The organism is Paenibacillus sp. SEL3, from assembly GCF_054602585.1.
Genome location: NZ_CM137725.1, coordinates 6,172,274 through 6,185,811 on the forward strand (window position 1 = coordinate 6,172,274; position 13,538 = coordinate 6,185,811).

Consider the following 13,538-nt stretch of genomic DNA (forward strand, 5'->3'; position numbering starts at 1 on the left):
AGGAGTACTTATGAGTGATTTGAAGAAACAAAACATAAAAGATATGTACCGGCTCACTCCTATGCAGCAAGGGATATTGTACCACTATATGATGGATAAAAATTCAGACGCCTACTTTGAGCAGATATCACTTTCTATAAAAGGCATCCTGGACATTGATTGTGTTGAAAAGAGCGTTAATATCATTATTGAAAAGTATGACGCTTTGAGAACAATTTTTTTGTATGAAAATGTAGCCAAGCCCTTACAAGTAGTCATGAAGGAAAGAAAGCTGTCTGTCAGCTATGAGGATATTACCTCCCTTGCCGAAGAACTAAGGGATAGGTATATAGAAGAATACAGGGTTAAAGACAGAAAAAAGGGCTTTGACTTATCAAGGGATATTTTAACAAGATTAAGTGTAATTAAAACAGGCTACCAATCTTATAACATGGTATGGAGCTTTCATCACATCATTATTGATGGGTGGAGTCTCGCAAATATATTTAGAGAATTTATGGAAAACTATGAAGCCCTGATGAATAGCCGGGAGCCGGAGTCAGGAAAGGTATATCCTTACAGCCGCTATATCAAATGGTTGGAAGGCAGAAATCAGAACGAGGCCGCAGATTACTGGGAAACCTATCTTAAAGGTTACGAGCATCAGACAGTCCTTCCCCAAAACGGCAGGTCTGCAAGTGATGATTTCAGGATTGAAGAAACGGAGTTTAAAATATCTGAACAAATAACTAGCGATCTTGAGAAGTTTGCAGCCAAAAACAATACAACCATGAGTACCATTATAAAGACCATATGGGGGATATTATTACAGCGGTATAACAATACCGATGATGTGGTGTTTGGTGAGGTGGTATCGGGAAGGCCTCATGAAATACAGGGAATTGAGAGCATGGTGGGTTTATTTATAAATACCGTTGCAGTAAGGGTGAGTTGTGATGAGGATAAAACTTTTACCGAACTGATCAAAGAGATGCAGCAATCGGTGCTTGAATCTGACCGGTACAGTTTCTATCCTCTGGCGGATGTGCAGTCAAAAACATGCTTGAAAGATGCCTTGATACATCATGTTATGGCTTTTGAAAATTACCCTATGGATGAAGCGGTTAATGCTTCATCCAGTAATGGCATTTTAAATGTAGTTGGAATGGAAATATTCGAGCAGACGAATTATGATTTTGGGATACTCGTTGATGGCGGTAAGGAATTATCTATTAAATTCAGTTACAACTCACTGGTATATGATGGTAATTTCATAGAAAAAATCAAGGGACATTTTCAGTCGGTAATAGAAATTGTAACCGATAGTCCCGATATGCATATTAGGAATATTGATATACTCACCGAAGTGGAAAAAAAAGAAATAGTACACTGCTTCAATAATACAACGGAGGAATACCACAGGGAAAAGACCATTCACCAACTATTTGAGGAACAAGCGGTGAAGACACCTGACAATGCGGCAGTGGTGTTTGAGGGTAAGCAGCTAACCTATAGGGAACTCAATGAGAAGTCAAATCAGCTTGCAAGAGTGTTGAGGGATAAGGGAGTTAAACCAGACAGCATAGTGGGTATTATGGTAGAACGCTCACTGGAGATGGTCATAGGTATATTTGGCATACTTAAAGCCGGAGGGGCATACATGCCTATAGATCCTGACTACCCTAAGGCAAGAATCGAATATTTACTCGAGGACAGCGAGATAGGGGTGCTGATTTCCCAAAAGCAATTCCTGGAGAAAGTGGAGTTTTACGGGAAGTATATAGACATAGAAGATGAAAGCCTTTATGCCGGAAACCCTATGAACCTGGAAGTGGTATGTTCACCGCAAAATTTGGCATATATCATTTATACATCTGGGTCTACAGGAAAACCTAAAGGGGTTATGGTAGAACATAAAGGGGTAGCAAATCTGGAGGCGTTTTTCAAGACCCGCTTAAATGTAAGTGAAAGCGATAGGATTATTCAATTTGCATCAATTTCATTCGACGCTGCAGTTTGGGAAATATTTATGGGACTATTGGCAGGAGCAACACTATATATATCTTCAAGCGATATTATCAATGACTATCGAAGATTTGAAGAATACCTAAATGAAAATGAGATAACTATTGCTACTTTACCACCTCCGTATCTGGCAAATCTGGACCCGGAAAAAGTAACTTCCTTAAAGAAGGTAATTGCAGCAGGTTCGGCTTCCACTCCCGAACTTTTAAAGAAATGGAGCAACAGGATTTCATATATAAATGCTTATGGACCTACTGAGACAACCGTATGTGCAACGGTATGGAAAGCAGATGATTGTGAGACGGCCGATAAGTCGGTACCTATTGGTAAACCTATTACCAATACCCGGGTGTTTATAGTTGATGAAAACAATAATCTTAAGCCCATAGGTGTTGAGGGTGAACTCTGTGTTTCCGGGGCAGGATTGGCGAGAGGATACTTGAAAAAACCGGAACTTACCAGGGAAAAGTTTGTACCGAACCCATTTATGCCTGGAGAACTGATGTATAAAACAGGAGATCTTGCAAAGTGGCTTCCTGACGGGAATATTGCATTTGCCGGCAGAAAAGACCACCAGGTTAAAATAAGAGGGTATAGAATCGAGCTTGAGGAAATAGAAGCAGCCCTTTTGAAGCATGCTGATATAAATGAGGCGGTGGTCATTGACCGGGAGGATTCAAGTGTAGGCAGGTATCTTTGCGCTTATATAGTGTCTGACCGAGAAGTGACAGTGACCGAAATAAGGGAGCTTATATCTAAAGAGCTGCCCGATTATATGATTCCATCCTATTTTATGAGGATAGCAAAAGTACCGTTAACCATAAATGGAAAATTGGACAGAAAGGCGCTGCCGCTGCCTGATGGAAGAATAAATACAGGAACAGAGTATGCAGCGCCTTCAGGTGAAGTGGAGGAAAGGCTTGCGCTGCTGTGGCAGGACATCCTTGGAATAGAGAAGGTAGGAAGAAATGATAACTTCTTTATGCTCGGAGGACACTCGTTAAAGGCAACAAGCCTTGTAGCAAGAATTCACAAAGAGTTCAATGTAGACATACCTCTTAAGGAAATATTCAAGACACCAACCATCTTAGAAATTGCCAGCTACATTGAAGACTCAAAGGAGAGCCTATATCAGTCCATTCAACGTGCTGGGGATATGGAATATTATCCCATTTCTTCCGCCCAGAAAAGACTATATATATTAAACCAGCTTGAAGGAGCTGGAATCGCCTACAATATACCTGGCATAATATTGCTGGAAGGTACTGTTGATAAAGCACGTTTTGAGCAGGCTTTTCATAGTCTGATAGAAAGGCATGAGAGCTTTCGAACCTCCTTCCATATGATCGAGGAAGAGCTGTCTCAGAAAGTCCATGACAAGGCGGACCTAAGTATCATGTACCTGGAAACCAGTGAAGAGAAGGTTCCCGAAATAGTGGAGAAATTCATAAGGCCCTTTGACCTTGGAAAGGCTCCACTATTAAGAGTTGGACTTGTAAAGATTGGAGAAGCCAGACATATTATGGTGTTTGACATGCATCATATCATATCGGATGGAGTGTCCAACGACATACTGGTAAGAGAGTTTATAAGCTTATATGAAGGGAAAATACTTCCTCCACTGCGTATACAGTACAAGGACTACTCAGTTTGGCAGAGGGAATTGTTTGCAGGAGCTGCCATAAGTAAGCAGGAGGAATTCTGGCTCCAGACCTTTCAGGGAGAGATCCCTGTGCTGGATTTATCCACCGACTACCCAAGACCCGCAGTACAAAGCTTTGAAGGAGACTACATCAGCTTTGAAGCTGATAGCGAGCTTGCGGTTAGACTTAACAAGCTTGGATCAGACAATGGAGCTACATTATATATGACGCTTCTTGCTGCATACAATGTGCTGTTATCTAGATACACTGGACAGGAAGATATTATTGTGGGAAGTCCTATAGCTGGAAGGCCTCATGCTGACCTTCAAGACATCATAGGTATGTTTGTAAACACTCTGGCCATGAGAAATCACCCGCAAGGAGAAAAGACTTTTATTGAATTCTTGAAAGAAGTTAAAGAAAATGCTTTGAAAGCATACGACAATCAGGACTATCAGTTTGAAGAATTAGTGGATAAGCTGGACATAAGGAGGGATATGAGCAGGAATCCCCTCTTTGATACCATGTTTGCCATATACAATGTTGGAAAAGCAGAGCTCATAACGTCTGATCTAAGCTTCAAGCCGTACAACAAAGGGATAGAAGGCAGAATATCAAAATTTGACATCACCTTAAATGCATTTGAGACTGAGGATGGTATAGCCTTTGAACTCGAATACTGTACAAGACTGTTTAAGAAAGAAACAGTTGAAAGACTTGGGGCTCATTACATCAATTTGCTGGAAGAAATTGCAGCATACCCCGAAAAAAGGCTTTATGAAATCGAAATGTTATCACAGGAAGAAAAACAGCAAGTATTATACAGCTTTAACGATACTGCTCTCGAATATCCCCTGGATAAAACCATACACCAAATGTTTGAGGAGCAAGTGAAAAAGACTCCTGATCATATTGCAGTGGTTTTTGAAGGTAAACAATTAACCTACCGAGAACTGAATCAAAAGGCAAACCAATTGGCCAGGGCATTAAGAGAAAAGGGAGTAAAGCCTGATGATATTGTAGGCATAATGGTGGACCGCTCGCCTGAAATGGTTATAGGTATAATGTCAGTAATCAAGGCTGGGGGGGCGTACCTTCCTGTAGATCCTAATTATCCATTGGAAAGAAAAAGGTATATGATGGAGGACAGCAAGGCCAAAATTTTACTCACCCAAAATCATCTTATGGATCGTGATGATTTCGATGGTGAGATTATTGATTTATCTGATTATGATTATAATTTTATAAACGATGTGAATATAAAATGTATAAATAAGCCTGGTGATACAGCGTACATCATCTATACCTCTGGCTCAACGGGAAACCCTAAAGGTGTTTGCATTGATAATAAGAGTGTATTAAACCTGGTAGAGGGTCTGTTCCAGAGAATATATAGCAAATATGAATCACCGTTGAATGTTTGCCTCATTGCCCCTTATGTTTTTGATGCTTCGGTGCAGCAGATTTTCGCAGCACTGCTAATGGGGCATGCATTGTACATTGTACCGGAGGAAGCAAGGAAAGACGGTAAAAAGCTGCTGGACTTCTATAGTGAAAATAGGATTGATATTTCGGATGGAACGCCCATACACGTAAATATGATGTTAAATTCTCCTCCTATAGATAATAACCTAAAAGTGAGACATTTTATTATAGGCGGAGATGTTCTTCCATTTGATGCAGTAAAAGACTTCCTAAGCAGATTTGAGGATGTGCAACCTTGCATCACAAATGTTTATGGTCCTACCGAATGCTGTGTGGATTCTACGGAATATTTGATTACTGCGGCGGGGCTTAGTAGATTGGATAATATCCCCATAGGCCGTCCTTTGCCAAACACCAGAGCATTCATACTTGGTAAGAAATTAGAAGTAAATCCTATAGGTATCGCTGGGGAATTATATATATCTGGGGATGGTCTTGCCAAAGGCTATTTAAACAAGACGGGGCTTACTGCAGAAAGATTTGTATCTAACCCGTTTATAAAGGGAGAAAGAATGTATCGTACTGGGGACTTGGCAAGATGGCTGCCTGACGGGAATATAGAATTTTTAGGCAGGATGGACCACCAGGTAAAGATAAGGGGATTTAGAATAGAACTTGGAGAAATAGAGGCTCAGCTATTAAGACATGCTTCAATAAAAGAAGCTGTGGTTATTGTAAAGGAAGACCAACAGAAGAACAAGGATCTGTGTGCATATTTCGTTGGGGAAAATGAACTGACAATAACTGAACTAAGGGAATGCCTTTCAAAAGAATTGCCCGAGTATATGATCCCGGCATACTTCATGCAGCTGGATGAAATGCCTTTGACAGCCAATGGTAAGATAGACCGGAAGAACTTGCCCCACCCTGCTGCTCATTTAAATACTGGAGTAGAGTATGAAGCACCTTCAGGTGAAGTGGAAGAGAAGCTTGTACAATTGTGGCAGGATATCCTGGGGGTTGAGAAAATAGGGAGAAATGATAATTTCTTTGTGCTTGGGGGGCACTCATTAAAAGCAATAAACTTTGCAGCCAAAATTCACAAAGAGTTCAATGTAAATATATCTCTTAAGGAGATATTCAAGCTGCCGACAATTGCAGAAATTGCCAAGTACATCCAGGAAGCCCAAGAGAGTATTTATCAATCTATCCAGCCCACTGGAGAAATGGAATACTATCCTATGTCGTCTTCCCAAAGAAGGCTGTATATATTAAATCAGCTTGAAGGAGCAAGGGTGGCATACAATATGCCAGAGTTTATGTTGTTAGAAGGCAGTATTGATATAGAACGTTTTGAGAAAGCCTTAGATCAGCTGGTAAAAAGGCATGAGGCTTTCCGGACCTCCTTCCATATGGTAGATGGTGAACCGGTGCAGAAGGTCCATGATGAGGTGGAATTTAGTATCATGTACATGGAAACCGGCGAAGAAAAAGCCTCAGAAGCAGCAAATGAATTCATAAGGCCATTTGACCTTGGCAAGGCTCCTTTACTAAGAGCAGGGCTCGTAAAAATTAGAGAAGACAGGCATGTCATGATGCTTGATAAACACCATATCATATCTGACGGGGTGTCGGATGAAATACTGGTAAGAGAATTCATAAGCTTGTATGAAGGAATGAATCTTCCAGCACTTCAGATTCAGTACAAGGACTATTCCGTATGGCAGAATAAATTGTTTGCTGACGGCACAATCAGTAAACAAGAAGAATACTGGCTCCAGGCATTTAGGGGAGAAATACCAGTACTTGATATGCCGGTAGACTACCCAAGGCCGGCTATACAGAGTTTTGAAGGCGATATGGTCAGTTTTGAAACAGGCCGGGAACTTGCACATAAACTGAACAAGCTTGCCGTGGATCATGGAGCAACACTGTATATGGTGCTTCTAGCTTCATACAATGTGCTTCTTTTCAAATACACCGGACAGGAAGATGTCGTAATTGGAAGCCCTATAGCAGGAAGGCCACATACAGATTTGCAGGACATCATAGGCATGTTTGTCAATACCCTAGCTATGAGGAATTACCCTCAAGGTAAAAAGAATTTCAGCGAGTTTTTGATGGTAGTAAAAGAAAACGCTCTAAGGGCTTATGAAAACCAGGATTACCCATTTGAGGAACTTGTGGAGAAGCTTAGCATTAAGCGGGATTTGAGCAGAAATCCGCTGTTTGATACTATGTTTGTCTTGCAAAATAAAGAGGCATCAGAATTTAAGATGAATGGGCTAAGGTTCATGCCCTATGATAATGAGTTCAGGGCGTCCAAATTTGATTTGACCCTAAACGCCCAAGAGACCCAGAATAATATTGTATTTGGGTTAAAGTATGCTACTCGTCTGTTTAAGAAAGAGACAATAGAAAAACTTGGGGTCCATTTCATCAATGTACTGGAAGAGATCACAGCTTACCCCGAAAAGATGCTGTCCGAAATAAATATACTATCTCAGGATGAAAAACAGCAAATACTAAATAGTTTTAATGATACAAAGGCAGAATACCCTAGGGATAAGACTCTACATGAGCTGTTCCAAGACCAAGTGGAAAGGACACCTGATAATGTAGCTGTAGTGTTTGAGGACAAGCAATTAACCTACAGGCAGCTCAATGAAAAGGCAAATCAGCTTGCCAGAGCACTAAGAAGTAATGGTGTAAAGCAAAACAGCATAGTTGGAATAATGGTAGAAAGATCCGTAGATATGCAGGTTGGAATACTGGGAATTTTAAAAGCAGGAGGTGTATATTTACCAATTTCAACCAAACTTCCTGAACTAAGAATAAAAAAATTACTGGAAGATAGTAATGCAACTATGCTGTTGACGCAATCACATTTAGCGGATAAAGCAGAGTTTTACGGTAATATATTACTGCTTGATTCCCCTGAAATATACATTGGAAGTGCTGAAAACCTTGATAAAATAAATAAACCAGAGGACTTAGCTTATATCATTTATACATCGGGATCTACTGGAGTTCCGAAGGGTTCAATGATAGAGCATCGAAGTGTAGTTAACTTGGTTTATGGACTAAGAAAGCTTGTCTATGAAAATTATGATAATTATTTAAATGTTGCCCTTGTGTCCCCTTACTTTTTTGACGCATCTGTAAAACAAATATTTGCGGCTTCTCTCCTTGGCCATACGCTGTTTATAGTTCCTGAGGATACAAGGCTAGATGGTGAGGGCCTTCTAAAGTACTATAACAGGAATTCAATTGCTGTTTCAGACGGAACACCAGCACATATAAAGCTTTTAACAGATACTGCCAGGCCTGGCGAAAGTCTTTCAGTTATGCAGTTTATTATCGGAGGGGAAGAACTTTCATGTAAAGGTATACAAGGTTTCTATGATCGGTTTAAAGATAATAACCCTACTATAACAAACGTTTATGGTCCAACAGAATGCTGCGTAGATTCAACTTATTACCATTTAAGCCGTGAGAAGGTGAGAAATCTAACAAGTATACCTATAGGTATGCCATTGCAGAATTATAAGATATATATACTTAATGAAGACATGAATATCTTACCGGTTAATACAACTGGTGAAATATATATATCTGGAGATGGGCTGGCAAAAGGCTATTTGAACAAACTTGAATTGACTACGGAAAAATTTGTAGCTAATCCTTTCAGCTCTGGAGAAAGAATGTATCGTACCGGTGATCTTGGAAGGTGGCTTCCTGACGGAAACATCGAATTTATAGGCAGAGTAGACCATCAGGTAAAGATTAGGGGCTTTAGGATAGAGCTTGGGGAAATAGAAGTGCAGCTATTAAAGCATCCTTCAATAAAAGAAGCTGCGGTAATTGCAAAGACAGACCAGGAGGGCAACAAGTATTTGTGTGCTTATATAGCAGGGGAAAGTGAATCTACAATATCAGATTTAAGGGCGCTTCTCTTAAAAGAACTTCCCGATTACATGATACCACAATACTTTGTTCAGCTGGAAAAGCTGCCTTTGACAGCCAATGGCAAAATAGATCGGAATAATTTACCCCAAAATGACGGTACTTTAGCTACATCAGTAGAGTATGTAGAGCCTTGCGGTGAAGTTGAGGAGAAGCTTGCACTGCTGTGGCATGATGCCCTTGGAGTACAAAAAATTGGTGTGAATGATAACTTCTTTGAACTGGGAGGATACTCACTGAAGGCAATATCCCTTATAAGCAGAATTTATGAACAGTTAAATGTTGAGGTACCACTAAAAGACTTTTATATGGCCCCAACCATAAAGGAAATTGCCCGTTTTATACACAATACGTACGCCAATGATTATATTACACCAAGTCCGGCAATTCATTTTAATTCAGCAATGGAGAGTCTTATGTTTGCATTCCCTCCAGGAGGAGGAAATGGAATAGCTTATGGTAGTTTATCAAAACAAATGAATGCTTATTCCATATATTCCTTTGACTTTATAGAAAATGAGAGCAGGATGGAGGAGTATGTGAAGGCAATTACTTCTGTCAAACCCGAGGGCCCATATATTCTATTTGGTTACTCGGCAGGAGGTAATCTGGCATTTGAAGTTGCTAAAGTATTAATTGAAACTGGACATCATGTATCCGATATAATCTTTCTGGATTCGGCTAAATCATTTGTCCTTATTGAGGAAGAAAGCGAAGATGCTAAGAAACTTGCTGAGCAACAGGATAAAGAATTTATAGAAGAAAATGAGAAACTTATAAAAGGCATGTTTGGAGATAACCAGGCAGTTATTGAAAAGGCCATTGAAAGAATGAGAAATTATCATAAATACACTAGAAGTGTTATAAACTCGGGACAGATAAACTCCAATATCCATCTTATTATATCACAGCAGCAAGACAATGAAGGTGAAGCTGATTTATGTGAAGGATGGAGAGAGGCAACAACGGGAGAGTTCAAAGTATATAACGGATTTGGCAGTCATTTTGATATGTTAAGTACAGGATATATAGATAAAAATGCGGCTATTATTAAAGAAATATTGGAAGAGATCAACCAATAGTTCAGATATAAGGGGTAGATATAATGGATAAGATTAAATTGTTTTGTCTGCCGTATGCAGGAGGTTCTGCAGCAGTATATAAATATTGGGAACAATACTTGCATGATAGGATTGAGCTTTTCCCGATTGAGCTTGCGGGAAGAGGCAGCAGGATTGGTGAACCGTTTTACGGAAGTGTTGAGGAAGCGCTTGAAGATATACACCGTATTATCATAAGCAACCTTGAAGAACAACCTTATGCGTTGTTTGGCCACAGTATGGGCAGTGTACTTGTATATGAACTTGCCTATAGAATAAAGGAGCTCGGACATCCATATCCTGTCCATATGTTTATTTCCGGCAGATATCCTCCGGGTTTTGTAAGTAAGAAGAAGGTACTCTATGATTTGCCGGATAAGGAGTTTGTGGATGAGGTATTTAAGCTGGGAGGCACGCCCAAAGAGGTTCTGAAAAGCAATGAATTAATGGAGTTGTTTTTACCGATACTCAGAGCGGATTTTAGAATTACTGACACATACAGGCACATTGAAAAAAACGCTAAGCTTGACTGCGATATAAGTGTATTGTGGGGAAAAAGAGAAAAGGGAGCCACTATTTTTGACGTTGCAAAATGGCATGATTATACGTCCAAAAGTTGTAAAATTCATATGTTTGACGGGGATCATTTTTTTATACACGATTACAAAAAGGATGTAGCAGCAATAATAAATAGTAGTCTCATCGACTTTGCAGACAATGTTATGTGAAGACTGAAGTTTATTTAAAATTTAATATGAAATCAAGAGGCTAAGTTTTTAGGTTGACTTTAATGACCTGTAGACTTAGCCTCTTTCCAGTCTAATCAAAAATTTCAAGAAAGTAGAACCTACGTCCTATTGGAATTATTTTCATGTTTCTGTATTATCAGAATTGTAATCATTTGTTTAATCGCTTTAATTATGGAATGAACTTGAAGTATTTGTGAAAACAAAGGGGGGGAAATAGTGCTGATAAATGTTGAAAATGAGCAACACAGGAAAATACCAGAAGAAAAATACAAGGAGGTTTGAAAATGACTAGCAAAAAGTTTTCTTTTAAAGCCACATCACTTTTGGTAGTTTTAGCAGTATTCTTATCCACCTTTTGCGCAGTCTTGCCGGTGAGCGCAGCCGCTAGGGGAGCATGGGCACCAAATACTGCCTATGCAGTAAATGATACAGTAACATATAGTGGAAGTACTTATACCTGTCGTCAGGCACATACTTCCCTCGTAGGTTGGGAACCACCTATTGTTCCTGCTTTATGGGAGAAAGGCGGCAGCGGAACTACGCCACCTACAACACCGCCAACAACGCCACCAACAGGTCCTTCAGTAACAAAGCCTTCCGAAGTTCCAAGCCACATATGGACATACACAATGAATGCGGGCGATAAATTCGGTAAAGGCGGAGATTTTGCTTTATTGCTGAGTGCTGTGATCAAAAAGGAAAGCAGCTTTGGAGCAGGCTTACCAGGCAGTCCATCAGCCGGCGACGGATTGATGCAGGTAGAACCAAACACACGTAATGCTTATTTATCTCAATTCAGTTCAAAATTTGGCCGTGCTTATAATCACGGCAGTGAACAAGATCAGGTATGCTTGGGCGGACTGATTTTAAATGAAAAGATTACTAGATTCGGCAACATATATAATGGCTTATTACACTATAACGGAGGAGATAACTGGTATCCGGGAGCTACAGACTCTTATGGCCGTCCTATTCTGGCCAATCAATATGCAGATGCAGTTTACGCTACTTATAAGGGCTATGGCGGTAAGAACTAAGGTGGATTTTAAAAAAAGATAAGCAAAATCGGGCTGAAAAATGCGTTTTTTCAGCCCGATTTTTTTAGGGCCTGTACGCAAACTGTACAACTCGTAGAAATCTAGTAAAATAAGGCACATGAGACGAAGATACGAGTTAACGGATGAAGAATGGAATATAGTTGACCCCCTGTTGCCCCCAGCCCGAAAAAAACAGGGAGGACGTCCGCCCAAGGATCGGCGCCAGATGCTCAATGCCGTGCTTTGGGTTGCTCGAACGGGCGCGCCATGGCGGGATTTACCGAGTTACTATGGCCCTTGGTCTTCAGCCTACAGCTTTTTCTGGCGGCTACAAAAAGCGAATATTTGGGGTGAAATACTGAAGCATGTCGCCATCGAGCCGGATTGGGAGCAGGTCATGGTCGATGCCACCATCGTCCGCGTCCATCAACATGGAGCGGGCGCAAAAGGGGGCAGGACCGGCAAGCAATCGGACGTTCGTGCGGAGGATTAACTACCAAAATTCATGCGATGGTGGATGCGCTCGGCTATCCGCTGCGTTTCGAATTGACGCCAGGACAAGACCACGATTCTGTCACCGGCTATCGCCTTCTTCATGAACTGGACTTCTGCCCGGGCGAAGTGTTGGCTGATCGCGCCTACGATACCAATGCCATTCTGGAGCTTTTGCAAAGCCGAGCGATCACTCCGGTTATCCCAAGCAAACGCAATCGGCGGGTAAAGCGCCCGTTAGATTCTGAAACGTATAAAGAGCGACACTTAATTGAATGCTTTTTCAACAAAGTAAAAAACTATCGACGCTTGGCCACTCGCTATGAAAAAACAGCGAACATGTTCATGGCTTTTTTGACGCTGCTTTCAATTCGTTTATGGCTCAAATAGGTTTGCGTACAGGCCCTAGAGAATTGTACAATTAAATTTTTGAATAAGAACAAAGAGAAGGTTCTAAAACAGGCATTCTCTCTAAAAAATATGTACAATATACTATTTGTGAAAAGTTATGTAGATACTCGAGCATTTGAAGTCCAAAGAAGAAGCGGTTATTATCAACACGACTTCGTCACTTGGATTCGTGCCACTGGCGGGTGCTGCTGTTTATAGTGCGACGAAAGCAGCGCTCCATTCCTATACGCTATCCCAACGGTACATGCTTAAAGACACATCGGTGAAAATCCTGGAAATTGCGCCGCCAGGGGTTCAAACGTATTTCAATAACGATCCGAGCTCTATGCTACTAGCATCATTCATTGATGAAACGATGAAGGTACTTGGTACGGATGCGGACGAGGTTCTAGTGGAAGAAGCGAAAGTATTTCGAAACAACCCGGGCCCGAACGAAGGTATTTTTGTGAACCAGTTAAACAATATGATGTTTGAGCCGCCAAAGGGTCATTAATCCGTTTAATACTTAGCGTATATTTTCGTTAATTATCTCAACTCGCTTTTAGAAAATCCTTGATTATCAAGGGCGTGTACATCGAAGACATGTAAACAACGTATTCGCCTTGACAATGAGCCTCGCGGCATCGGAGTCTAAACACGTGCGCCGATGCCCATAGGACACGGTTTACCTAGGGCTTGCTGAACGAATCAAAACTCCAACAGGCACAAGGG

At 40.8% G+C, this 13,538-nt stretch carries 3 protein-coding genes and 2 pseudogenes; all 5 read left to right on the forward strand.

The window, feature by feature from the left end; genetic code table 11:
* Window positions 1-10: 10 nt before the first annotated feature.
* The gene (locus tag ACYCS5_RS27840; RefSeq protein ID WP_459760476.1) at window positions 11-10,120 is read left to right on the forward strand and encodes a non-ribosomal peptide synthetase; all 10,110 of its coding nucleotides are present in this window, start codon (window positions 11-13) and stop codon (window positions 10,118-10,120) included.
* A 23-nt stretch (window positions 10,121-10,143) separates the two neighbouring features.
* Entirely contained in the window at window positions 10,144-10,866 is a 723-nt protein-coding gene (locus ACYCS5_RS27845; protein WP_052132609.1) for a thioesterase II family protein, read from the forward strand.
* A gap of 305 nt (window positions 10,867-11,171) precedes the next feature.
* The gene (locus ACYCS5_RS27850) at window positions 11,172-11,924 is read left to right on the forward strand and encodes a carbohydrate-binding protein (RefSeq protein ID WP_090738952.1); all 753 of its coding nucleotides are present in this window, start codon (window positions 11,172-11,174) and stop codon (window positions 11,922-11,924) included.
* Window positions 11,925-12,042: 118 nt separating this feature from the next.
* A pseudogene (locus tag ACYCS5_RS27855) lies at window positions 12,043-12,806 on the forward strand (IS5 family transposase).
* 127 nt (window positions 12,807-12,933) lie between these two features.
* Window positions 12,934-13,320 (forward strand): annotated as a pseudogene (locus tag ACYCS5_RS27860) (SDR family NAD(P)-dependent oxidoreductase); the annotation flags it as partial.
* Between the last annotated feature and the right edge of the window lie 218 nt (window positions 13,321-13,538).